21 protein-coding genes are annotated in these 24,247 nt (G+C 67.9%); 11 read left to right on the top strand and 10 right to left on the bottom strand.

Going from position 1 to position 24,247, the window contains the following annotated elements; translation table 11 throughout:
* The first annotated feature begins 150 nt into the window (after window positions 1-150).
* From tkt to pgl, 6 genes are all read left to right on the top strand, one after another.
* The gene (tkt, locus tag JNB_RS03375) at window positions 151-2,460 is read left to right on the top strand and encodes a transketolase (protein ID WP_009775003.1); all 2,310 of its coding nucleotides are present in this window, start codon (window positions 151-153) and stop codon (window positions 2,458-2,460) included.
* An 8-nt stretch (window positions 2,461-2,468) separates the two neighbouring features.
* The gene (gene tal / locus JNB_RS03380; protein ID WP_009775004.1) at window positions 2,469-3,602 is read left to right on the top strand and encodes a transaldolase; all 1,134 of its coding nucleotides are present in this window, start codon (window positions 2,469-2,471) and stop codon (window positions 3,600-3,602) included.
* Window positions 3,599-5,320, top strand: coding sequence for a glucose-6-phosphate isomerase (locus JNB_RS03385; RefSeq protein ID WP_009775005.1), 1,722 nt, complete (start codon window positions 3,599-3,601; stop codon window positions 5,318-5,320). Before tal ends, JNB_RS03385 begins: the two co-directional genes overlap by 4 nt.
* The gene (gene zwf / locus JNB_RS03390) at window positions 5,320-6,864 is read left to right on the top strand and encodes a glucose-6-phosphate dehydrogenase (RefSeq protein WP_009775006.1); all 1,545 of its coding nucleotides are present in this window, start codon (window positions 5,320-5,322) and stop codon (window positions 6,862-6,864) included. The genes JNB_RS03385 and zwf overlap by 1 nt, the downstream gene beginning before the upstream one ends.
* Window positions 6,865-6,937: 73 nt before the next feature.
* Window positions 6,938-8,080: a glucose-6-phosphate dehydrogenase assembly protein OpcA gene (locus JNB_RS03395; RefSeq protein ID WP_009775007.1), complete on the top strand. Its 1,143-nt coding sequence runs from the start codon at window positions 6,938-6,940 to the stop codon at window positions 8,078-8,080.
* A gap of 13 nt (window positions 8,081-8,093) precedes the next feature.
* Window positions 8,094-8,846 carry a 6-phosphogluconolactonase gene (pgl, locus tag JNB_RS03400; protein WP_009775008.1) on the top strand — a complete coding sequence of 251 codons (753 nt, stop codon included), beginning with the start codon at window positions 8,094-8,096 and terminating at the stop codon, window positions 8,844-8,846.
* A 73-nt stretch (window positions 8,847-8,919) separates the two neighbouring features.
* On the opposite strand, the gene JNB_RS03405 is transcribed toward pgl, so the two are convergent.
* The 10 genes from JNB_RS03405 to JNB_RS03450 all read right to left on the bottom strand — a co-directional run bounded on the left by JNB_RS03405 (window position 8,920) and on the right by JNB_RS03450 (window position 18,432).
* Complete coding sequence (locus JNB_RS03405) at window positions 8,920-9,270, bottom strand: RNA polymerase-binding protein RbpA (RefSeq protein WP_083784558.1); 351 nt, start codon at window positions 9,268-9,270, stop codon at window positions 8,920-8,922.
* 41 nt (window positions 9,271-9,311) lie between these two features.
* On the bottom strand, window positions 9,312-9,557 hold the full coding sequence (gene secG, locus JNB_RS03410) for a preprotein translocase subunit SecG (protein ID WP_009775010.1): 246 nt from the start codon (window positions 9,555-9,557) through the stop codon (window positions 9,312-9,314).
* Window positions 9,558-9,645: 88 nt separating this feature from the next.
* Entirely contained in the window at window positions 9,646-10,455 is an 810-nt protein-coding gene (gene tpiA / locus JNB_RS21835) for a triose-phosphate isomerase (protein WP_009775011.1), read from the bottom strand.
* A 15-nt stretch (window positions 10,456-10,470) separates the two neighbouring features.
* Window positions 10,471-11,673: a phosphoglycerate kinase gene (pgk, locus tag JNB_RS21840; RefSeq protein ID WP_009775012.1), complete on the bottom strand. Its 1,203-nt coding sequence runs from the start codon at window positions 11,671-11,673 to the stop codon at window positions 10,471-10,473.
* A gap of 34 nt (window positions 11,674-11,707) precedes the next feature.
* On the bottom strand, window positions 11,708-12,712 hold the full coding sequence (gene gap, locus JNB_RS03425) for a type I glyceraldehyde-3-phosphate dehydrogenase (RefSeq protein WP_009775013.1): 1,005 nt from the start codon (window positions 12,710-12,712) through the stop codon (window positions 11,708-11,710).
* A gap of 324 nt (window positions 12,713-13,036) precedes the next feature.
* Window positions 13,037-14,017 (bottom strand): DNA-binding protein WhiA, encoded by a 981-nt coding sequence (gene whiA / locus JNB_RS03430; protein ID WP_040884165.1) that lies wholly within the window; start codon window positions 14,015-14,017, stop codon window positions 13,037-13,039.
* Between the two features lie 23 nt (window positions 14,018-14,040).
* Window positions 14,041-14,994, bottom strand: coding sequence for a uridine diphosphate-N-acetylglucosamine-binding protein YvcK (gene yvcK, locus JNB_RS03435; RefSeq protein WP_009775015.1), 954 nt, complete (start codon window positions 14,992-14,994; stop codon window positions 14,041-14,043).
* A complete protein-coding gene (gene rapZ / locus JNB_RS03440) occupies window positions 14,991-15,902 on the bottom strand; it encodes an RNase adapter RapZ (RefSeq protein WP_009775016.1) in 912 nt (303 codons plus the stop codon). The genes yvcK and rapZ overlap by 4 nt, the downstream gene beginning before the upstream one ends.
* Complete coding sequence (uvrC, locus tag JNB_RS03445; RefSeq protein WP_009775017.1) at window positions 15,895-17,862, bottom strand: excinuclease ABC subunit UvrC; 1,968 nt, start codon at window positions 17,860-17,862, stop codon at window positions 15,895-15,897. Before uvrC ends, rapZ begins: the two co-directional genes overlap by 8 nt.
* Window positions 17,863-17,949: 87 nt before the next feature.
* The gene (locus JNB_RS03450; RefSeq protein WP_009775018.1) at window positions 17,950-18,432 is read right to left on the bottom strand and encodes a Rieske (2Fe-2S) protein; all 483 of its coding nucleotides are present in this window, start codon (window positions 18,430-18,432) and stop codon (window positions 17,950-17,952) included.
* A 244-nt stretch (window positions 18,433-18,676) separates the two neighbouring features.
* Here JNB_RS03450 and JNB_RS03455 point away from each other — a divergent pair, with 244 nt between their 5' ends.
* The 5 genes from JNB_RS03455 (at window position 18,677) to JNB_RS03475 (ending at window position 24,246) form a co-directional block, all read left to right on the top strand.
* On the top strand, window positions 18,677-19,897 hold the full coding sequence (locus JNB_RS03455; RefSeq protein ID WP_237700603.1) for a branched-chain amino acid ABC transporter substrate-binding protein: 1,221 nt from the start codon (window positions 18,677-18,679) through the stop codon (window positions 19,895-19,897).
* A gap of 107 nt (window positions 19,898-20,004) precedes the next feature.
* Window positions 20,005-20,928: a branched-chain amino acid ABC transporter permease gene (locus JNB_RS03460; protein WP_009775020.1), complete on the top strand. Its 924-nt coding sequence runs from the start codon at window positions 20,005-20,007 to the stop codon at window positions 20,926-20,928.
* Window positions 20,925-22,670, top strand: a complete 1,746-nt coding sequence (locus JNB_RS03465; RefSeq protein ID WP_009775021.1) for a branched-chain amino acid ABC transporter permease — start codon at window positions 20,925-20,927, stop codon at window positions 22,668-22,670. Before JNB_RS03460 ends, JNB_RS03465 begins: the two co-directional genes overlap by 4 nt.
* Complete coding sequence (locus JNB_RS03470) at window positions 22,667-23,536, top strand: ABC transporter ATP-binding protein (RefSeq protein ID WP_009775022.1); 870 nt, start codon at window positions 22,667-22,669, stop codon at window positions 23,534-23,536. The genes JNB_RS03465 and JNB_RS03470 overlap by 4 nt, the downstream gene beginning before the upstream one ends.
* Window positions 23,533-24,246, top strand: a complete 714-nt coding sequence (locus tag JNB_RS03475; RefSeq protein ID WP_040883553.1) for an ABC transporter ATP-binding protein — start codon at window positions 23,533-23,535, stop codon at window positions 24,244-24,246. The genes JNB_RS03470 and JNB_RS03475 overlap by 4 nt, the downstream gene beginning before the upstream one ends.
* The last annotated feature ends 1 nt before the right edge of the window (window position 24,247 follow it).

A 24,247-nucleotide genomic window follows, 5' to 3' on the forward strand; every position in this document is an offset into this window, starting at 1 on the left:
CGGAAGTAGTTCACGGTGCAGTGGGGCAGTCAAGACAACGTGAGTCTAACCGGGGCTGGACGTGGTCGCTCGCACCGGTGGGCGTCGGTCTAGGGTGGGAATCAAGTGATTGATCTTCATCACATTCGCTCGACGTCAGAGAGGCTCCACGTGACCACCACCCCGACGAAGGCAAGCCGGCCGAAGACCCGCCGCGCCTCCGCAGCGACCGCCGCCCGTTCCACCGAGATCGCCCGCCCCACGGCCCGCAAGGCAAAGTGGAACGACCTCGACGTCAAGGCCGTCGACACCGTGCGTGTTCTCGCGGCGGACGCCGTCCAGAAGGTCGGCAACGGTCATCCAGGGACGGCGATGAGTCTCGCGCCCGCGGCCTACCTGCTCTTCCAGAACGTCATGACGCACGACCCGTCGGACCCGACGTGGCTCGGACGTGACCGGTTCGTCCTGTCCTGTGGCCACTCGAGCCTCACCCAGTACATCCAGCTCTACCTGTCGGGCTACGGCCTGGAGCTGAAGGACCTCAAGGCGCTGCGCACCTGGGGCTCGCTGACCCCGGGCCACCCCGAGGTCCACCACACCCCCGGCGTCGAGATCACGACCGGCCCGCTCGGCTCCGGTCTCGCGTCCGCCGTCGGCATGGCCATGGCACAGCGCCGCCAGCGCGGCCTCCTCGACCCCGACGCCAAGGCCGGTCAGAGCCCGTTCGACCACCACGTGTGGGTCATCGCCTCCGACGGCGACCTCATGGAAGGTGTTGCCTCCGAGGCCAGCTCGCTCGCCGGCCACCAGGAGCTCGGCAACCTCACGGTCATCTACGACGCCAACCAGATCTCCATCGAGGACGACACCGACATCTCGTTCTCCGAGGACGTCGCCAAGCGCTACGAGGCCTACGGCTGGGAGGTCGCGGACGTCGACTGGCGCAAGAGCAACGACCCCGCGGGCTCCCCCGACTACGTCGAGGACGTGGACGCGCTGCTCGACGCCCTCACCAAGAGCAAGAAGTCGACCAAGCCGACGCTCGTCCGCCTGCACACCGTCATCGCCTGGCCCTCGCCCACCAAGAAGGGCACCGGCAAGTCGCACGGTTCGGCGCTGGGTGACGAGGAGATCGCCGGCCTCAAGTCGCTGCTCGGCTTCGACCCCAAGAAGACCTTCGAGGTCGACAAGGCCGTGCTCGCCCACGCCCGCAAGGCCAAGGCCCGAGGCAAGGCCGCCCACAAGGCCTGGAACACGACGTATGCCGCGTGGCGTCGCAAGAACAAGGACGCCGCCACCCTGCTCGACCGCCTCGTCGCCGGCGACCTGCCCGACGGCCTCGATGCCGCGCTGCCGAGCTTCCCGGCCGACCCCAAGGGCATCGCGACCCGCGCCGCCTCGGGCAAGGTCCTCGGTGCGCTCGCGCCGATCATGCCCGAGCTGTGGGGCGGCTCGGCCGACCTCGCCGAGTCCAACAACACGACGATGGAGGGCGAGCCGTCCTTCATCCCGAAGTCGAAGCAGACCGACGCCTGGAAGGGCGGGCCCTACGGCCGCACCCTGCACTTCGGCATCCGCGAGAACGCCATGGGCATGATCCTCAACGGCATCGCGCTCGAGGGCCTGACCCGTCCCTACGGCGGCACCTTCCTCGTCTTCTCCGACTACATGCGCCCGGCCGTGCGTCTCGCTGCGATCCAGCAGCTTCCGGTCACCTTTGTCTGGACCCACGACTCCATCGGTCTCGGTGAGGACGGCCCGACCCACCAGCCGATCGAGCACCTCGCCTCCTTGCGCGCCATGCCCGGGCTCGACGTCGTCCGCCCGGCCGACGCCAACGAGACCGCTGCCGCCTGGGGCGCGATCCTGCGCAACGCCGTACCAGCAGCTCTGGCCCTCAGCCGCCAGAACCTGCCGATCGTGGACCGTTCCACGCACGCCAAGGCGAGCAACGTGGCCAAGGGTGGCTACGTCCTCATCGACGGCGGTACCGACGGCAAGCAGACCCCTGAGGTCATCCTCGTCGCGACCGGCTCCGAGGTGTCCGTCGCCGTCGAGGCACGCCTCGCTCTCGAAAAGTCCGGCGTCCGCACGCGTGTCGTGTCGATGCCCTGCCGCGAGTGGTTCGACAACCAGACCAAGGCCTACCGCGACAAGGTGCTGCCGCCCGCGATCCGCGCGCGTGTCAGTGTCGAGGCCGGTGTGGCACAGGGTTGGCGCGAGATCGTCGGCGATGCCGGGCGCTCCATCAGCATCGAGCACTTCGGTGCGTCCGCCGACGCCAAGACCCTCTTCACCGAGTTCGGCTTCACCCCCGACGCCGTCGTCAAGGCGGCCAAGGACTCCCTCAAGGCGGCCGGCGCAGATGCCCGCGTCGCTGCTGCCGTCGAGACCGCGCCACGCAGCCGCAAGGACACCGGAACCGACGTGCCCACCACGAAGAAGCCTGCCCGCAAGAGCGCGGCCAAGGCTGGGAAGTGAGTTCTCGCATGACAGATCAGACTGACAACTCCGCACTCAAGGCCCTCGCCGACAACGGCGTCTCCATCTGGCTCGACGACCTGAGCCGCGAACGGCTCACGTCGGGCAACCTCCAGGAAGTCATCGACACCAAGGGCGTCGTCGGAGTGACGACCAACCCGTCGATCTTCCAGGTCGCCCTCTCCGACGGCGAGAGCTACAGCGAGCAGGTCGCCCAGCTCGCCGCCGACAAGAAGACCCTCGACGAGGCCGTCACCGCCATGACGACCCAGGACGTCCGCGACGCCTGCGACGTGCTCCTCCCCGTCTTCGAGGCCACCAACGGCCTCGACGGTCGGGTTTCCATCGAGGTCGACCCCCGTCTCTCCGCCGACACCGGGCGGACGGTCGCGCAGGCCAAGGAGCTGCGCGACCTCGTGGACCGCCCCAACCTGCTGGTCAAGATCCCGGCCACGGTCGAGGGCCTCCCGGCGATCACCAAGGTTCTCGCAGAGGGCATCTCGGTCAACGTCACGCTGATCTTCAGCCTCGATCGCTACCGCGCCGTCATGAACGCCTTCCTCACCGGGCTCGAGCAGGCCCGCGAGGCCGGCAAGGACATCAGCACGCTCGAGTCGGTCGCATCGTTCTTCGTGTCGCGGGTCGACAGCGAGGTCGACAAGCGGCTCGATGCCATCGAGGGCGAGCACGCCGAGACCGCCAAGGGGCTCAAGGGCAAGGCCGCCATCGCCAACGCGCGACTGGCCTACCAGGCCTATGAAGAGGTCTTCTCGACCCCGCGCTGGAAGAACCTCGAGGCCGACGGAGGCAAGCCACAGCGTCCACTGTGGGCGTCCACGGGAGTCAAGGACCCGGCATACCCCGACACCATGTACGTCACCGAGCTCGTCGCCCCCGGCACGGTCAACACGATGCCCGAGAAGACGCTCGACGCGGTCAAGGACCACGGCGAGATCACCGGCAACACCATCGAGGGCACCTACGAGGAGTCCGCCGAGGTCCTGGATGCCCTCGAGCGTCTCGGCATCTCCTACTCCGAGGTCACCGCACTTCTGGAGAAGGAAGGCGTCGACAAGTTCGAGAAGTCGTGGGGAGAGCTGCTCGACGGCGTGCAGTCCGAGCTCGACAAGGCCTCTCGATGAGCAGCCTCGAGATCACCGCGCGCGGCGCCGCCGCGGACGCGATCGCGACCCACGTCCCCCAGCTCGTCAAGGACGAGGTCGCGAGCAAGCTCTTCGCCCAGGACGCCACCCTCTGGGGCAAGGACGCCGAGCAAGAGGCCAGCAAGCGCCTGTCCTGGGTGGGCCTCCCCCGGACTTCGCGTCCACTGCTCGGCGAGATCGCCGCGCTGCGCGAAGAGCTGCGCGGTGACGGGGTGTCGCGCATCGTCCTGTGCGGCATGGGCGGATCGTCGCTCGCGCCCGAGGTCATCTGCGCCACCGCCGGGGTCGACATCGTCGTCCTCGACTCCTCGGCGCCTGACGTCGTGCGCCGTGTCGTCGCCAAGGACCTCGACAAGACGGCGGTCGTCGTCTCGTCCAAGTCGGGCTCGACCGTGGAGACGGACTCCCAGCGGCGTGCGTTCGAGCAGGCGTTCACCGACGCCGGCATCGACGCCACCCGCCGGATCATCGTCGTCACCGACCCCGGCAGCCCGCTTGACGGGGAGGCTCGCACGGCTGGCTTCCGTGTCATCAACGCCGATCCCGACGTGGGCGGCCGCTACTCCGCGCTGACCGCGTTCGGTCTCGTGCCCTCCGGTCTCGCCGGTGCCGACGTCGGTGCCCTCCTCGATGACGCCGAGGCCGTGGCCGACCTGCTCGCCGACGACGGCGAGGGCAACCCGGCCCTGCAGCTCGGCGCGGCAATGGCTGGCACCAAGCCGCTGCGCGACAAGCTGGTCCTCGTCGACGCAGGAACCGAGAATGTCGGTTTCGGTGCGTGGGCCGAGCAGCTCATCGCCGAGTCCACCGGCAAGAACGGCAGGGGCATCCTCCCCGTCGTCGCCGATGGTGAGGCACCGAAGCACACCTACGCCGATGCCAACCTCGTGCGCCTCGTCGCCACGGGCGGCGACGACGACCTCGATGACGACCCCACGACCGACTCGGACGGCGCACCTCGCCATCCCGACTCGATCGCCGCCGAACAGCCCGGCCCCGGTGACCCCCTCCCTGAGGAGAACCTCGGCGACAGCGGCTCGGTGATCACCGTTGCGGGGACGCTCGGAGCGCAGCTCCTCCTCTGGGAGGTCGCCACCGCCGTCGCTGGTCGCCTGCTCGACATCAACCCCTTCGACCAGCCCGACGTCGAGAGCGCCAAGAAGGCCGCCCGCGGCCTGCTCGACCAGGCCGGGTCCGTGGCCGAGGATCCGGCGTTCGTCGACGGCTCCGTCGAGGTCCGCGCCCTGGGCGGTGACTGGCTCGGCGACGCAGCAACGCTGCCGTCCGCCGTCGCAGCCCTGCTCGGTCAGCTCGACGAGTCGAGCGGCTACGTCGCGGTCATGGCCTACCTCGATCGTGAGCAGGACGCCGACCTCGAACACGTCGCCCGCACCCTGTTCGACCACACCGGACGTCCCGTGACGTTCGGGTGGGGCCCTCGCTTTCTCCACTCCACGGGGCAGTACCACAAGGGTGGACCCGCCAACGGCGTCTTCATCCAGATCACGGCGACCCCGGACGAGGACCTCGCGGTCCCCGGGCGTGAGTTCACCTTTGGTGAGTTCATCTCGGCCCAGGCAGGCGGCGACGCCCAGGTCCTGGCCGAACACGGTCGTCCCGTCCTCCGCCTTCACCTGACCGAGCACCGGCGCGGCCTGAGTCAGGTGCAGTCGGCCCTTTCGACACCAGGAGCTTGATGAGTCCGTCGCGGATCACTGCCACCCACAACCCCCTTCGCGACCCGCGCGACAAGAGGCTTCCCCGCATCGCCGGGCCGTGCAGCCTCGTGTTGTTCGGGGTCACGGGCGACCTCGCCACCAAGAAGCTCATGCCGGCGATCTACGACCTCGCCAACCGCGGTCTGCTCCCGCCGGGCTTCTCGCTCATCGGGTTCGCCCGTCGCGACTGGGCCGACCAGGACTTCGGCAAGATCGTCTACGAGTCGGTCAAGGAGCGTTCGCGCACACCGTTTCGTGAGGACGTCTGGCGTTCGCTGAGCGAAGGCATCCGCTTCGTGCCCGGCACGTTCGATGACCCCAAGGCCTTCGACCTGCTCGCCGAGACCGTGCGCGAGCTCGATGAGCAGCGGGGCACCGGAGGCAACCACGCCTTCTACCTCTCGATCCCGCCGTCGTTCTTCGCGACGGTGTGCGAGCAGCTCAAGCGTTCGGGTCTGTCCACGCCCCCAGAGGGTTCATGGCGACGCGTCGTCATCGAGAAGCCGTTCGGTCACGACCTCAAGAGCGCCCGCGAACTCAACGAGATCGTGGCCGAGGTCTTCCCGGCCGACTCGGTCTTCCGGATCGACCACTACCTCGGCAAGGAGACCGTCCAGAACCTCCTGGCCCTGCGCTTCGCCAACCAGATGTTCGAACCGGTCTGGAACAGCCACTACGTCGACCACGTCCAGATCACGATGGCCGAGGACATCGGCATCGGCGGACGGGCCGGCTACTACGACGGCATCGGTGCGGCGCGCGACGTCATCCAGAACCACCTCCTGCAGCTGCTCGCCCTCACGGCGATGGAGGAGCCGGTGTCGTTCGACGCCGACCACCTGCGCAGCGAGAAGGAGAAGGTCCTCTCCGCGGTGCGCCTGCCCAAGGACCTGACCAAGGGCACGGCCCGAGGCCAGTACGCCAAGGGCTGGCAGGGTGGCGAGGAGGTCATCTCCTACCTCAAGGAGGATGGCGTCGGCGCAAAATCGACGACCGAGACGTATGCCGCGGTCAAGCTCGAGGTCGACACGCGCCGTTGGGCGGGAGTTCCGTTCTACCTGCGGACCGGCAAGCGTCTCGGCAAGCGAGTCACCGAGATCGCCGTCGTCTTCAAGAAAGCGCCACACCTGCCCTTCACCGACACCGCGACCGAGGAGCTCGGCCAGAACGCCGTCGTCATCCGGGTCCAGCCCGACGAAGGCGTGACGATGCGCTTCGGCGCCAAGGTCCCCGGCGCACAGATGGAGGTGCGCGACGTGACCATGGACTTCGGCTACGGCCGGGCCTTCACCGAGAGCTCGCCCGAGGCCTACGAACGCCTCATCCTCGACGTGCTCCTCGGCGAGCCGCCGCTCTTCCCCCGGCACGAGGAGGTCGAGCTCTCGTGGGAGATCCTCGACCCCATCGAGCAGTTCTGGGCCAAGACCAAGGGCGGCATCGACCAGTACGAGTCAGGCACCTGGGGACCCCAGAGCGCTGACGAACTCATGAGCCGTGACGGCCGCGAATGGAGACTCCCGTGAACACCCCACAAAGTTCTCCCCCGCTGCGCTCCTCCGATACTTCGCGGGGACCCCGGAAAACCAGGAGATCCCATTGATCGTCGACCTGCCCAGCACGACGACCGTCGACATCTCCAAGAAACTGGTCCGGCTTCGGTCCGAGACCGGTTCCATGGCGCTGACGCGCGTGCTCACCCTCGTGGTGGTCGTCGGCGAGAACGACGCCGACTCCGCCATTGAGACCGCGAACGACGCGAGCCGCCAGCACCCCTGCCGGATCATCGTCGTCGTCATCGCCAACCGTCGGGGTGCCACGCGGCTCGACGGCCAGATCCGGATCGGCGGAGACGCCGGCGCCAGCGAGGTCGTGGTCCTCCGGTTGTTCGGACCGCTGGCCTCGCACGGTCGAGCCGTCGTCACCCCGCTCCTGCTGGCTGACGCCCCGATCGTCGCGTGGTGGCCCACCGAGGCCCCCAAGGACCCGGGCGCCGACCCGATCGGCGAGATGGCCCAGCGCCGGATCACCGACGTGTCCCGAACCACGGGCGCTCCCCGGGCTCCGCTGGCCCGTCTCGCGGCGGCATACTCCCCCGGTGACACGGATCTGGCCTGGTCCCGGATCACCCTGTGGCGAGCCCTGCTCACCGCGGCGCTCGACCAGGCGCCCTTCGAACCGGTCACTGCTGTGACGGTCACCGGCGGCACCGACTCCCCGTCCGCAACGCTGCTGGCCGGGTGGCTGTCCAAGCGACTGCGGTGCCCCGTCACCCTCGTCCCCTCACGCAAGGGCACCGGCATCATCAGCGTCCGGCTCGACCGACCCAGTGGGCCGCTCGACCTCGTCCGTCCCCAGAACGGCACCACGGCGACGATGTCGCAGGCCGGTCGTCCCGAACGGACGATCGCACTGCCTCCGCGCAGCGACGCCGAGTGCCTGGCCGACGAGCTGCGCCGGCTCGACCCCGACGAGGTCTACGCAGAGGCTCTGCGCCAGGGACTCGACGGTGTCAGCCACAGCCGCCGGACCTCCACCGAGGCCCAGCGCAAGGGCATCACTCCGTCCGTGGCCGAGTCCCGCGAGGACGCCGCGCGTATCCGTCGCGAGTCCAAGGTCAGTGCCAGCTCGGCGATGATCGAGGCACCCATGCCGGAGAAGGCCGATGACCCCAAGCAGGTCAAGAAGGCAGCCGCGGCGCAGCTCGAGACGGCCCGAGCCAAGCGCAAGAAGTCATCCTGAGAGGACCGACCTCATGACCGAAGCGAAGGATGACAGCCCGGTGGGCGACGTCGAGATCGTCGTGCACCCGGGCAAGCAGGAGCTCAGCGACGCGATCGCTGCACGGCTGGTGACGTCCATCGCCGACGCCCAGGCCGCTCGGGGCGTCGCGCACGTCTCCCTGACAGGAGGTTCTCTCGGGTCTGACCTCTGGGCGTCCGTGGTGGCCCTGCCCGCGCGGTCGGCCGTCGACTGGTCACGTGTCGAGCTGTGGTGGGGCGACGAGCGCTATCTCCCCGCCGGTGACGCCGACCGCAACGACGTCCAGAACGACGCCGCCGGTCTCGCGTCGCTCCCCCTCGACCAGGCCCGCGTCCACCGGGTCCTTGGACCGGACGCGTCCGACAGCGCGGAAGCCAGCGCCGCGGCCTACGGAGAGGTCATGCGCGCCAGCGGCGCCGGTGCGTTCGACGTCATGATCCTCGGCGTCGGACCCGACGGACACGTCGCCTCGCTCTTCCCGGGGCACCCGGCCCAACAGAGTGTCGACGCCATCGCGGTCGCCGTGCACGACTCCCCCAAGCCGCCACCGGACCGGGTCAGCCTGACCTTCGAGGCCCTGCGTCGCTCGCGTGAGGTGTGGTTCATCGTCGCTGGTGCCGACAAGGCCGAGGCCGTCGCCAACGGCGTCGCAGGAGCAGACCCGGCCGTGAACTCGGCCGCTCAGGTCAAGGGCGAGCAGCGCACCCTCTGGCTCATCGACAAGGACGCAGCCGAGAACCTCTGACACCGACTTCGTGCCCGTGACGGACATGAGGAGCGCAGCGATGCGTGTCCGTCACGGGCACGAAGTCGAACGACTACTGGATGAGTCCGCGCTCTCGCAGTGACCCGAGCGCCTCGTCGAGGATCGCTTCGCCGTCCTTGTCGGAGCGACGCTCCTTCACATAGGCGAGGTGCGTCTTGTAGGGCTCGACCTTGGTCGGGGCCGGCGGGTTGTCCTTGTCCTGACCGGCGGGCAGCCCGCAGCGGGGGCAGTCCCAGGTCACCGGGATCTCGAGGTCCTGATCCTGGGCGAAGCTCGGCCGGGTCTCGTGCCCGTTGGAGCACCAGAACGAGACGTGGACCCGGGGGGCTGCTTCGCCGCGCTCGGCCTCGCCCATCGGGCCAGCGCCAACTCGGCTACCGCGGATCGCGCTACCACCAGCCATCGCCATCGCCTTCTCTCTCGTTCAGGGAGTGAATCTGCGGATCAGGATGCGAAACGGTCGAGGACGCCGAGACCGACGATGCTCACGAACCACACGACCGCCACGGCATACGTGATGCGGTCGAGGTTGCGCTCAGCGACCGAGGAGCCACCGAGGGAGGTCGACATCCCTCCGCCGAACATGTCGGAGAGTCCGCCACCCTTGCCCTTGTGCAGCAGGATCAGAAGGGTGAGGAAGAGCCCACCAAGGACCAAGAGGACCTGGAGGCCGATTTTGACCGCTTCCACGGTGCTCCTTCGATAGTTGTCGTTGACTGTCTCGACGCAGTGCAGGCGTCACCCGACGAGGGCGCGCGGCTACAGGATACCTGTCGCGTCAGCTCGTCTTGAGATGGTCGCGGTAGCGGCAGATCGACGCGAACTCCGCGGGGTCGATCGAGGCGCCTCCGACGAGGGCGCCATCGACGTCCACCTGGCTCATGATCGCCGCGACGTTGCCCGACTTCACGGAGCCGCCGTAGAGGATGCGGACACGGTCGGCCAGGTCGCCGGAGTAGAGCTCGGCAAGCGCCGTGCGGATCGCTGCACACACTTCCTGGGCGTCCTCGGGGGTCGCGACCTCGCCGGTGCCGATGGCCCACACGGGCTCATAGGCGATGACGATGCTCGCAGCCTTGTCGGCAGGCAGGCCCTCGAGGCCTGCGCGCACCTGGGTGAGGACGTGCTCGACGTGGGTGCCCGCCTGGCGGATCTCGAGTCCTTCGCCGACGCAGAAGATCGGTGTCAGACCGTTCTCGTATGCCGCCGCAACCTTGGCCTTCACGGTCTCGTCGGTCTCGCCGTGGTACTCACGACGCTCGCTGTGCCCGACCGCGACGTACGTGCAGCCGAGCTTGGCGAGGAAGGCGCCGCTGATCTCGCCGGTGTAGGCACCGTTCTTGTGCTGGGAGAGATCCTGGGCGCCGTACTTGAGGTGCAGACGGTCACCGTCGACGAGCGTCTGGACGCTGCGTAGATCCGTGAACGGCGGCAGCACCGCGACCTCGACGGCGCCGTGGTCGTGCTTGGCGTCCTGGAGCGTCCAGTCGAGCTTCTGGACGAGGTGGGTCGCCTGGAGGTGGTCGAGATTCATCTTCCAGTTGCCCGCCATGAGCGGGGTGCGCTGGGTCGAGGTCTTGGCAGCCATGGGTGCGCCGTCCGTTCAGTTCTCGGAGAGAACGGTGAGACCGGGGAGATCCTTGCCTTCGAGGTACTCGAGGCTCGCACCACCGCCGGTGGAGATGTGTCCGAACTGGTCATCGGTGAAGCCGAGCTGACGCACAGCAGCAGCCGAGTCGCCACCGCCGACGACGGTGAGAGCGCCGTCAGCCGTGATCTCGACGAGAGCCTTGGCCAGGGCGGCCGTGCCCGCTGCATACGGTTCCATCTCGAAGGCGCCCATGGGCCCGTTCCAGAAGACCGTGCGGCAGTCCGCGAGCTTCTGCGCGAAGAGTTCCGAGGACTTCGGTCCGATGTCGAGCCCCATCCGGTCGGCGGGGATGGCGTCGATGGCCACGACCTCGTGGTCGGCATCTGCCGAGAACGCGGTCGCGGCAACGACGTCGACGGGCAGCACGATCTCGACTCCGCGCTGCTGCGCCTGGTCGAGGTAGCCCTTGACCGCCTCGACCTGGTCCTGCTCGAGAAGGCTCTTGCCGACCTCGTGACCCTGGGCCTTGAGGAAGGTGAAGACCATGCCGCCGCCGATGAGGAGGCGGTCTGCGGTCTGGATGAGGTTGTCGATGACCGCAAGCTTGTCGGACACCTTCGCGCCACCCAGCACCACGGCATACGGGCGTTCGGGTTCGGTCGTGAGGCGACGCAGCACGGCGACCTCGGTCTCGACGAGACCACCGACGGCCGAGGGCAGCAGGCGGGCGACGTCGAAGACGGACGCCTGCTCACGGTGGACGACACCGAAGCCGTCGGAGACGAAAACGTCTGCGAGAGAAGCGAGCTGGCCCGCGAACTCGGCCCGGTCCTGCTCAGTCTTGCCGGTCTCCCCCGCGTTGAAACGGAGGTTCTCGAGCAGGACGACGTCGCCGTCCTGAGCGGCGGCAACGGCAGCCTGCGCGCTCTCGCCGACGGTGTCGGTCGCGAAGGTCACCTCGCGCCCGAGCAGCTCGCCGAGGCGAGCGGCCACGGGGGCCAGGGAGTACTTGTCCTCCGGCGCACCCTTGGGGCGCCCGAGGTGGGCGCTCACGATGACGCGAGCACCCGCCTCGGACAAAGCCTTGATCGTGGGGACCGACGCGATGATGCGTCCGTCATCCGTGATCGTGGTGCCCTCAAGGGGAACGTTGAGGTCGGACCGAACGAGGACGCACTTGCCCCGCAGGTCGCCCAGATCGGCGATCGACTTCATGTCAGACAACTCCGTTGTTGGTGGTCAGCGCAGGTCAGAGCGAGGCGCCGACGAGCGTGACGAGGTCGGCGAGGCGGTTGGAGTAGCCCCACTCGTTGTCGTACCAGCCCACGACCTTGACCTGGTTGCCGATGACCTTGGTGAGGCCGGCGTCGAAGATGCACGAGGCCGGGTCGGTCTCGATGTCCTTGGAGACGATCGGGTCCTCGGTGTAGACGAGGATGCCCTTGAGCGGACCCTCGGCGGCCTTCTTGATCGCGGCGTTGACCTCTTCGACGGTGGTCTCGCGGCCCGCCTCGAAGGTGAGGTCGGTGGCCGAACCGGTCGCGACCGGGACACGCAGGGCGTAGCCGTCGAGCTTGCCCTTGAGCTCGGGGAGGACCAGGGCAACTGCCTTGGCCGCGCCGGTCGTCGTGGGCACGATGTTGAGCGCGGCGGCGCGGGCGCGACGGAGGTCGCTGTGCGGGCCGTCGTGGAGGTTCTGGTCGCCGGTGTAGGCGTGGATGGTCGTCATGAGTCCCTTGACGATGCCGAACTCGTCGTTGAGGACCTTGGCCATCGGCGCGAGGCAGTTCGTGGTGCACGACGCGTTGGAGATGACCGTGTGGGTTGCCGCGTCGTAGTCGCCGTCGTTGACGCCCATGACGATCGTGACGTCCTCGTTCTTGGCGGGTGCCGAGATGATGACCTTCTTGGCGCCGTTGTCGACGTGGACCTTGGCCTTCACCGCGTCGGTGAAGAAGCCGGTCGACTCGATGACGACGTCGGCGCCCAGCTCGCCCCACTTGAGGTTGGCGGGGTCGCGCTCGGCGAAGACCTTGAACGTCTTGCCGTTCGCGGTGATGTCGGTGTCGGTGGACGTGACGTCACCGTCGAAGCGACCCAGGATCGAGTCGTACTTCAGCAGGTGGGCCAGCGTGGCGTTGTCGGTGAGGTCGTTGACGGCGACGATCTCGATGTCGGCGCCGGACGCAATCACGGCGCGGTAGAAGTTGCGGCCGATGCGGCCAAAGCCATTGATGCCAACGCGGACAGTCACGAGCAGTCTGCCTTCCGGAAGGGAGGGTGCGCGGGGTCAGCCACGTCACCGGATACGAGGCCCAACCTTAGTGCTGTGACCCGGCTCACTCCCCCAGAGGTCCGCAGTACGGGCAGGTAACCGCGTCCGGCCTCCGCTTACGTCCGCGCCAATGGTCACCTTCGCGACCGTTCACGCGGACGTTGGCGTATGCCGCCCGCGTACGTCCGCGCCAACGGTCACCTTCGCGACCGTTCACGCGGACGTTGGCGTATGCCGCCCGCGTACGTCCGCGCCAACGGTCACCTTCGCGACCGTTCACGCGGACGCTGTGTCGGGCGGCCGTCAGGTGTCGAGCATGTCCGGTGTGAGGTCGGCGTCGGTTCCGGGGATCCCCATGTCCTCGGCCCGCTTGTCCGCCATGGCGAGCAACCGTCGGATACGACCAGCGACGGCGTCCTTGGTCATCGCGGGCTGGGCCAGCTGGCCGAGCTCCTCGAGCGAGGCCTGCTTGTGCTGGAGCCGCAACTGACCGGCCTCGCGCAGGTGGTCGGGGATGTCCTCGCCGAGGATCTCGAGTGCGCGTCCGACGCGCGAACCCGCTGCGACCGCCGCGCGGGCGGACCGGCGCAGGTTGGCGTCGTCGAAGTTGGCCAGACGGTTGGCGGTGGCACGGACCTCGCGGCGCATGCGGCGCTCCTCCCAGGCGAGCACCGCGTCATGGGCGCCGAGTCGCGTGAGCATCGCGCCGATGGCGTCACCGTCGCGGATGACGACGCGGTCGATGCCGCGGACCTCACGAGCCTTGGCCTGGATGCCGAGGCGACGAGCGGCGCCGACGAGGGCGAGCGCGGCTTCTGGGCCCGGGCACGTCAGCTCGAGAGCGGACGAGCGGCCGGGCTCCGTGAGGGACCCGTGGGCGATGAACGCCCCGCGCCAAGCCGCCTCGGCGTCACAGACGGAGCCGGACACCACCTTGGGCGGGAGCCCTCGCACGGGTCGCCCGCGGCCATCGATGAGACCGGTCTGCCGGGCCAGTGCCTCGCCGTCCTGGACGACGCGCACGACGTAGCGACTCCCCTTGCGCAGTCCGCCCGCAGCGAGCACGAGCACCTCGGGCGTCTGCCCGTAGAGCTCGTGGATCTCGCGGCGCAGCCGACGTGCAGCGTTTGCCGTGTCGAGCTCAGCCTCGACCACGATGCGTCCCCCAATGATGTGCAGCCCGCCCGCGAACCGGAGCGTGGCAGCCACCTCAGACTTGCGGCAGCAGGGCTTGGTCACCTCGTGGCGGCTGAGTTCGTCCTTCACCTTCGCCGTCATTGCCATGCCGGTCATCCTGCCACGCGTCATCAGGGGCGGCGTCCGGAGCCAAGAACGTCCTGCAGTGCCGCGGCCAGCCTGAGCCGGTCGTGCTCCTTGGGCGAGGTGGACACGGCGACCCGGTGGATGTGCAGCTCGGCCCCGAGGGCACGGCACGCTGCCGCGAGTTCCTCCTCGTCATCGATGACCGAGGGATCGGCGAGGACCGCATCGAGACGGACGCCGGGCGCGTGTGCACCGAACGACTCGAGGTGATGAATGGCCCGGAACCCCGCGGTCTCGTTGGTCACCATCTCGAGGTTGAGGACAAGGAGTCGCTGGGCCCGGGTGACGGCCAGGGCCTCGGCCAGATCGGGCACGAGGAGGTGCGGCATCACCGAGGTGAACCACGATCCGGGGCCGAGGACGACCCAGTCCGCGGCCCTGATGGCCGCGATCGACTCGGGGTATGCCGGTGGGCTGGCCGGGACGAGCCGCAGGTCGCGCACCTTGCCCTTGGTCGTCGCGACCTGGGCCTGCCCGCGCACCAGGGTCACCGCGTCGGGCTCTCGCGGATCGGCGCCGACGACGTCGGCTTCGATGTCGAGGGGCACGGACGCCATCGGCAGGACCCGCCCTCGGGCGTTGAGCAGTCGACCGACGAGCTCGAGGCCGGCGACCGGGTCCTCGTGGAGCTCCCAGAGAGCGACGATCAGCAGGTTGCCGAGGGCGTGCCCGCCAAGTGGCCCAGTGCCCTCGAAGCGGTGCTGCAGGACGTCACGCCACGTGTGTCCCCACTCGGTCTCCTCGCAGAGGGCGGAGAGGGCCATCCGCAGGTCCCCCGGAGGCAGGACACCGAACTCACCACGCAGTCGCCCCGACGACCCGCCGTTGTCGGCCACGGTGACGATCGCCGTGATCTCGTCGGTGACGAAGCGCAACGCCGCGAGCGACGCCGCCAGGCCGTGCCCACCTCCGAGCGCAGCAACGACCGGGCCACTCACTCGCGCCCCAGGTCACGGTGGACGAGGAAGGTCTCGATGCGGTCCGAGGACAGCCGTTCGGCCAGCGCCTCGGCCATGGCCACGGACCGGTGCTTGCCACCGGTGCACCCGATCGCGAGCGTGACGTAGCGCCGCCCCTCGGAGTGATAGCCCCGGGTCACCGGCTCCATGAGCGCCACGACCCGGTCGAGGAACTCCCCTGCATCGCTCTGTCCCAGGACGTGGGCTGAGACCTCGGGGTCGCGCCCGTCGAGCGATCGCAGCTCGGGCACCCAGAACGGGTTGGGCAGGAAGCGCATGTCGAAGACGAAGTCGGCATCGAGGGGAACGCCGTACTTGAAACCGAAGGACAGAAGGGCAAGGCGAAGCGAGGGTCCGTCGCCGGTGCCGAACAGCGGCGCGACCTTGCGGGCGAGCTGGTGCACGTTGAGGCCGGAGGTGTCGACGACGATCTGGGCCCGCGATCGCAGGTCTCGCAGGATCTCGCGTTCGTGCTGGATGCCGTCGAGGAGGCGGCCTTCGCCCTGGAGAGGATGAGGTCGACGCACCGACTCGAAACGCCGCACGAGGGCCTCGTCGGTGGCGTCGAGGAAGAGCAGCTGAGGCGTCCACCCCGTCGCCTTGAGGTGCTGTGCGGCGTCCTCGAACGCAGTGAAGAAGTGCTTGCTCCGGACGTCGACGACGGCCGCGATCTTGATCTCGCGGCCCTCGGCTCGCGCCTGGTTGCCGAGCTCGGCCATGGAGACGAGCAGCTGCGGGGGCAGGTTGTCGACGACGTACCAACCCTGGTCCTCCATGACGTTGGCCGTCGTGGAGCGCCCGGCACCACTCATCCCGGTGACGATGACGAAGTCGGCACCCGAGGCCACTGTGGGCTCGGGTGCGTCGGGGACGGGACTCTCAGGCATTGCTGCCCCTCTCGTCGTCGAGGATCTCGCCGGTCATGAGATTGACCGTGGGTTCTGCCGGTGCGCCGGTCAGCTCGCGCTGAATCGTCTCTGCCAGCCTAGGTCCGATCCCGGCGACTTCAACGAGTTCGTCCAAGCTTGCCGCCCGGATCCGTTTGACCGAACCGAAGTGCCGCAGGAGCGACTTCTGCTTCACGTCTCCCAGACCAGGTATGCCGTCCAGTGCCGAGTTCGTCATGGCCTTGCTCCGCCGTTGGCGGTGGAACGTGATGGCGAACCGGTGTGCCTCGTCGCGCAGTCGTTGGAGGAGGTAGAGACCCTCGCTGGTCCGGGGAAGGACGATCGGGAAGTCCTGACCGGGCACCCAGACCTCCTCGAGCCGTTTCGCGAGTCCGACCACGGCAACGTCCACGATGCCGAGGTCCTCGATGGCCCGAGCCGCGGCGTTGACCTGGGGCAGGCCACCGTCGACGACGACGAGCTGCGGTGGGTACGCGAATCGCGTTGGCCTGCCTGTCTCCTCGTCTCGCCCCTGCGGCTCGTCACGGTCCTTGAGGTAGCGGCGGAAACGACGCGTCAACACCTCGTGCATGGCGGCGGTGTCATCAATCGTCACAGCCGCCCCCTCGTCGTCGTTGGCCCCGCGGACGATGAACCGGCGGTACTCGCCCTTGCGCGCAAGACCGTCCTCGAAGACGACCATGGAACCGACGACCTGCGTGCCCTGGACGTGGCTGATGTCGTAGCACTCGATGCGCAGCGGCGACTCGTCGAGGGCGAGGAACTCCTGAAGCTGTTGCAGGGCTTGCGAACGCGCCGTCAGGTCGCCGGCGCGGGCAACCTTGTGCCGGGCCAGGCTCTGGGTCGCGTTGCGCTCGACGGTCTCCATGAGGGTCTTCTTGTCACCGCGCTGTGGGACGCGCAGGTCGACCCGGCTCCCCCGCAGACCGGACAGCCACTCACTCATCGAGTCGGCGTCGTCGGGCAGCACCGGGACGAGCACCTCGCGCGGCACGGACTCGCCCTCCTCGCCGCCATAGAGCTGCTGGAGGAGGTGCCCCACCACCTCGGGCACGGTCTCGAACTCCTTCTCGGCGACCCACCCGCGCTGTCCCCGGATGCGTCCGCCGCGGACGTGGAAGACCTGCACTGCAACCTCGAGCTCGTCGTCGGCCAGGGCGAACACGTCGGCGTCGGTGCCGTCGCCGAAGACGACGGCCGACTTCTCCAGAACCCGTTGCAGCGCACCGATGTCGTCACGCAGTCGCGCGGCCGTCTCGAACTCCAGCTCGTCCGAGGCGTCGCGCATCTGACGCTCGAGCCGCTTCATGAACTTCGTGCTCTCCCCCGCCATGAAGTCGCAGAACTCCTCGGCGATCTGACGGTGCGCATCGGCGTCGACGCGCCCCACACACGGGGCCGAGCACTTGTCGATGTAGCCGAGCAGGCACGGTCGCCCGACCTGGCTGGCGCGCTTGAACACGCCCGACGAACAGGTCCGGATCGGGAACACGCGCAGGGCCTGGTCGAGCGTCTCGCGGATCGCCCACGCGTGCGCATAGGGGCCGAAGTAGCGAGTGCCCTTGCGCTTGGCCCCTCGCATCACCTGCGCCCGCGGGTACTCCTCGCCCAAGGTCACGGCGAGGTAGGGGTAGGACTTGTCGTCGCGGTACTTGACGTTGAAGCGGGGGTCGAACTCCTTGATCCAGGAGTACTCGAGCTGGAGCGCCTCGACCTCCGTGAGGACCGTGGTCCACTCGACGCTCGCACCAGCCATGACCATGGAGGCCGTGCGCGGATGCAGCATCCCCACGTCCTGGAAGTAGGACGACAACCGGGGGCGCAGCGACTTCGCCTTGCCGACGTAGATGACGCGTCCGTCCTTGTCCCGGAACCGGTAGACACCCGGGTCGGTCGGGATCTCTCCCGGCCGGGGACGGTAGGTCGACGGATGAGCCACCCCCCAACCCTAGGACGCGGCACCGTCAGCCTCGGACGGCACCGTCGGGACCACGCGGCATACTCACCGCTCTGGTATGCCGTGCGCTCAGGTGATGCTGATGCCATCCGCTCCCACGGTCACCGTCTTTGCCGGCAGTCCGGAGGTGGCCGGGCCGGCCTTCACGTCACCCGTGGCGATGTCGAACTTGCTGCCGTGGCACGCGCAGTTGATCGTGCCGTCGGCGACACCCGACACGGTGCAGCCCTGGTGGGTGCAGACGGCGGAGAAGGCCTTGTACTCACCAGCGGTGGGTTGGGTGATGACGACCTTGGCCGAGTCGAAGATCTTGCCGCCACCCACAGGGATGTCGGCCTTCTTGGCGAGGTCCTTCACGGCTCCTGCTGCGCCCGTGGCGGCCGAGGAAGCCGCGTCAGCGACGTCACCCGAGCCCGTGCCACAGGCCGTCAGGCCAGCGCCGGCGATGGCGACGACACCGGCGGCACGCAGTGCCTCGCGCCGGCCACAGCAGGCCAACGTGGAAGCGGCGTTCTCGGTGCGTGTGTCGTGGGTGTCCAGTGCTTCTGCCATGGTCCTGCGCCTTTCGTCGTGCGCTGACTTCGTGCGGTCAGGCGTCAGTATGCCGATGCTTTCTGTTCTGCGCCTGTGGAGATTGCACAAGGAATTGTGCATAACGGCCTTGGTAACGACTCGGCACAATCTCTGGCAACGTGCCCGGAATGGGGGTGCGCCGTGGATATTGTTCGCCGTGCTCGCACACCCGTCGCGAGCTCCTCGGCACATCGCCGCGGGAGAAGAAGTTTCAGGAGGAAACGTGGCTCAGCGTTCCGTCATGACCATGGGTGCATCGCTGCTGGTGGCCTCGATCGCCCTCGCCGGATGTGGATCCCGCGGCGACGACACCACCGACACCGGAACCACCGGCGGCGCCGCCAAGGTCGCCAAGATCGGCGTCATCGCGCCCCTTTCGGGCGACCTGTCCGCTCTCGGCAAGGGCATCCAACACTCCGTCGAACTTGCCGTCAAGCAGGCCAACGACTCCAAGGCCATCCCCGGTTGGACCCTCGAGGTCGAGGCCGCGGATGACGAGGGCAAGGCCGACGTCGGCAAGAACGCCGCGACCAAGCTCGTTGCGGACGACCAGCTCATCGGCGTCGTCGGCAACCTCAACTCGAGCGTCAGCCAGCAGACCCAGCCGGTCTTCGCTGCCGCCAACATCACCCAGATCTCCCCCGCCAACACCGGCCCCGCCCTGACCCGCGGTGCAGACAACAACGCGCCGGCACGTCCCTACAAGACGTACTTCCGCACCTGCACCACGGACATCGCGCAGGGTGGCTTCGCGGCGAAGTTCCTCATCGACCAGGGCATCAAGACGGTCGCGACCATCCACGACAAGAAGACCTACGGCCAGGGCCTGGTGCAGTACTTCACCGAGGCCTACAAGGCTGCGGGTGGCACGGTCGTGGCCGCCGAGACGATCAACCCGGACGAGTCCAACTACGCCCCGGTCGTGTCCAAGGTCGCTCCGTCCAAGCCGGGCGCTGTGTTCTACGGCGGTGAGTACCCGCAGGCCGGACCGCTGTCCAAGCAGATGAAGGCCGGTGGCCTCAACGTCCCCCTCATGGGTGGCGACGGCATCTTCGACCCGAAGTACATCGAGCTCGCGGGTTCGACGTCCAACAACGACCTCGCCACCTCGGTCGGCGAGCCGACCGACGCCAGCGAGGCCGGCAAGAAGTTCCTTGCTGACTACGAGGCAGCCAAGTACGCCGAGCCTTCTGCGGCCTACGGCGGCTACTCCTACGACGCCGCGAACGCCATCATCAACGCGCTCAAGGTCTCGCTCAAGGACGCCAAGGACGCCAAGTCCGCTCGTCAGGCCACGGTCGACGCTGTCGGCAAGGTCTCCTTCGACGGTGTCACCGGCAAGGTCTCCTTCGACGAGTACGGCGACACGCTCGTCAAGGTCATCACCGGCTACAAGGTCGAGGGTGGCAAGTGGGCCTCCATCAAGTCGGAGAACGTGGGCTGATCGGCTGACGCCGAAAGTCTGACGTTATTCCTTCGAGCAGGGGCGGACAGGTGTCCGCCCCTGCTTGAATGTGCGAGCCCCCTACACAGAGAGGTGCCGGGTCTGCGATGACCGAGTTCCTGCAACAGATCGTGAACGGCTTGACCATTGGGTCGCTGTACGCGTTGATCGCCGTCGGCTACACCGTTGTCTACGGCATCGTCCAACTCATCAACTTCGCCCATGGCGAGGTCTTCATGATCGGCTCCTTCGGCGCCCTGGCCACCTGGACCGTCCTGTTCAAGGGACAGACCGGGCTGTGGGTGCTGCCGATCATGATTCTTGGCGCCGTGGTCGTCTCGGTGCTGACGGCCGTCGTCATGGAGCGCCTCGCCTACCGGCCGCTCCGGAACGCCCCGCGCCTCGCGCCGCTCATCACCGCCATCGGCATCTCGGTCTTCCTCCAGGAAGCCGTACGCCTCTTCTACCCCGGCGCCAAGAGCAAGCTGGTGTTCCCCGACATCGACGTCGTCACCGGCCCGGCTCTCTCGCTCGGCGGGCTCACCATCCAGCGCGCGGCGATGTTCACCGTCGGTGCGCTCGTGGTCGCGGCGTTCCTGCTCTGGTTCTTCGTCAACCGGACCCGGCTCGGTCAGGGCATGCAGGCCGTGTCGCAGGACCCTGACACTGCTCAGCTCATGGGCATCAACGTCAACCGGATCATCGTCATCGCGTTCGCGCTCGGTGCCGCCCTCGCCGCCGTGGCCGGTGTCGCGCAGGGACTGCTCAACTCCAACATTGACTTCCGGATGGGCTTCCTCGCCGGCCTCAAGGCCTTCACCGCTGCCGTGCTCGGCGGCATCGGCAACATCCAGGGCGCCGTCGTCGGCGGCCTCACGCTGGGCATCGCCGAATCCATGGCGACCCAGTTCATCCCCGGCCAGTTCGGCGGGTCGGCATGGAAGGACGTGTGGGCGTTCGTGCTCCTCATTCTCGTGCTCGTCTTCAGGCCGCAGGGCCTCCTCGGCGCAAGGGTGGTGGACCGCGCATGAGCATCAACACTCCTGACCTCACCCAGGCCCCGGACGACGATGTCCGCAAGGTCCCCCTCCTTGAGCGCATCCCGGGCCGCGGCAGTGCGGCTGCCTGGCCGCTCGGTCTCGTCGGCGTCCTGCTCCTCGTCGGGGGCACCTTCCTGTCATGGAGCTACACCCCGGACGTCCTGGGCGACCTCTCGATCAACTTCTACCCGGGCGGCGTGCAGATCTGCATGATCGTTCTCGGGCTCCTCGCCCTCGTCGGCCTCCTGGCACACCAAGGCCTCCTGCGCGGACTCGGCGGCTGGCTCAAGACAGCTGCTGCTGTCCGGATCCTCGGCTTGGGCGCTGCCGTCTACATGCTCGTCGCCGTCGGCTACATCGCGGCGAAGTCGGGTGGGCTGATCAACATCAACCCCGGCGGATGGATCTCGCTCGTCGGGTCCCTCCTGCTGGCTGCGTCCGGTCTCATGCTCGTTCAGGGCAAGACGAAGGACCCGTTGTTCGCCAAGACCTCGTCCTGGCTGGAGATCCTCACGATCATCGCCCTCATGGCGTTGGTGCTCTTCGGTGCGGCCTACGCGCTGGGTGTCGGCGACGGGACGAGCTTCCTGCTCTTCCTGCTCTTCGTCGGAGCAGCCGCGTGGGCGCTGGCCAAGGCCGGAGTCTTCACCTGGATCGGTCTCATCGCGCAGAAGAACCGTTCGGTGCTCATGCTCGGCGCGTTCGCCGTCGCGTTCCTCTTCCCGTTCACCCAGGGCGGGTCCGACGAGAACATGTCGATCGCCACCCAGGTGCTGATCTTCGCGGCCACGGCCCTCGGCCTCAACATCGTCGTCGGCCTGGCGGGCCTGCTCGACCTCGGGTACATCGCCTTCCTCGGTGCCGGTGCCTACGTCGGTGCCACCCTCTCGACGTCGGCGTTCGCGACGATCGGTTGGAAGCCGCCGTTCATCATCGTGGTCCTCGTCGGTGCCTGCTTCTCGGCGCTCCTGGGGCTCATCATCGGGTCGCCCACCCTGCGTGTCTCGGGTGACTACCTCGCCATCGTGACGCTGGCGTTCGGTGAGATCTTCCGGTTCACGATGGGCAACCTCGATGGCAACAACGGTCCCGACCTCACGAACGGACCGAACGGCATCCCAGCCATCCCGGACCTTGCCATCGGCTCGTTCGACTTCGGTCAGCCACACACGATCGCCGGGATCACGCTCGGCCGATTCGCGAACTACTACTTCCTGCTGCTCGTCATCGCGGCGTTCATCATCCTGGTGTTCACCCGCCTCAACAACAGCCGCATCGGCCGTGGTTGGGTCGCGATCCGCGAGGACGAGAAGGCCGCCGAGGCCATGGGTGTCAACGTCTTCGGCCTCAAGCTGTTCGCCTTCGCCGGTGGTGCGTTCCTCGCCGGCATGGCTGGGACGGTCAAGGCCCACCACGACGTCTCGGTCACTCCTGACCAGTACGTCTTCCTCGAGTCGGCGTTCCTCCTCGCAGCCATCGTCCTCGGTGGCATGGGCACCGTCGCCGGCGTCCTCGTCGGGGCGACGATCCTCAAACTCCTCCCCGAGAAGCTGCGTGACGCCGCCGACTACCGGCTGATGATCTTCGGACTCGTGCTCGTCCTCATGATGCGCTTCCGTCCGGAGGGGCTCATCGCGAGCCAGCGTCGCAAGCTCGAGTTCCATGAGGACGACGAAGAGCTCGCGGAACGAATAGAAGAAGTCCATCTAGAGGAAGCGGAGGCCACGGCATGACCGTCACCGAAACTCCCCCGCCTGCTGCGGATGCCCCGACCGTGGGTGCCACGATCCTCGAGGCTCGTGGTGTGACCATGCGCTTCGGTGGTCTCACTGCCGTCAAGGACGTCGACATGGTCGTCCGCGAGGGCGAGATCGTCGGCCTCATCGGCCCCAACGGTGCCGGCAAGACGACCTTCTTCAACTGCCTCACGGGTCTCTACAAGCCCACCGAGGGAGTCGTCACGCTGGGCGGTGCGGTCCTGCCGCCCAAGCCGCGCGCCGTCGTCATCGCTGGCATGGCCCGCACCTTCCAGAACATCCGGCTGTTCGCCAACATGACGGCCCTCGAGAACGTCATGGTCGGCCGCTACTGCCGCACCAGCTCGATGGCACTGACATCGATCCTGCGCGGACCGAAGTTCCGTCGGGAGGAGGCAGCCACCAGGGCTCGCGCCCAGGAGCTCCTCGAGTTCGTCGGTCTCGGCAACTCGGCCGAGAACCTCGCGCGCAACATGCCCTACGGCGACCAGCGCCGGCTCGAGATTGCTCGTGCTCTGGCCACCGACCCCAAGCTCATCCTTCTGGACGAGCCCACGGCCGGCATGAACCCGCAGGAGACCAAGCAGGCGAGCGACCTGATCTTCCGGATCCGGGACAGCGGACTGGCGGTCGTCGTCATCGAGCACGACATGCGGTTCATCTTCAACCTCTGCGACCGCGTGCTCTGTCTCGTGCGTGGCGAGGTCCTCGTCGAGGGAACCCCCGGTGAGGTGCAGTCCGACCCGCGTGTCATCGAGGCCTACATCGGTGGCGGCGACGACGAGGATGAGGACGAAGTCACACCCGCCCCATCCGCCGAGAAGACGGAGGACCAGCTGTGAGCCCCATGCTCGAGGTCAAGGACCTCGTCGTCGCCTACGGCAAGATCAAGGCCGTCAAGGGCATCAGCTTCTCGGTCGAGGAGGGAGAGGTCGTCACGCTCATCGGCACCAACGGCGCCGGCAAGACGACGACCCTGCGGACCATCTCTGGTCTCCTTCGACCAGCTAGCGGCTCGATCCGCTTCCAGGGCAAGCGCATCGACGAGACTCCTGCCCATCAGATCGTCACGCTCGGACTGGCGCACTCCCCTGAGGGTCGCCGGATCTTCCCGCGACTCACGGTCGAGCAGAACCTGCTCCTCGGTGCGTTCTCGCGGCGTGACAGCGACGTCAAGAAGGACCTGCAGGCGGCCTACGACCTCTTCCCGATCCTCGGGGAGCGCAAGGCGCAGGCGGCCGGCACGTTCTCCGGTGGCGAGCAACAGATGCTCGCCATGGGTCGCGCGATGATGAGCCGCCCCAAGCTGCTCATGCTCGACGAGCCGTCCATGGGTCTGTCGCCGCTCATGATGAAGACCGTCATGTCGACGGTGACGACGCTTCAGCAGCAGGGCACGACGATCCTGCTCGTGGAGCAGAACGCCCAGGCCGCGCTCAAGCGAGCCAGCAAGGGCTACGTCCTCGAGGTCGGCAAGATCGTCCTCCAGGGCACGGGCAAGGAACTGCTCGCGAGTGATGACGTCCGCAAGGCCTACCTCGGCGAGGACTGAG

Source organism: Janibacter sp. HTCC2649 (genome assembly GCF_000152705.1).
GTDB lineage: Bacteria > Actinomycetota > Actinomycetes > Actinomycetales > Dermatophilaceae > Knoellia.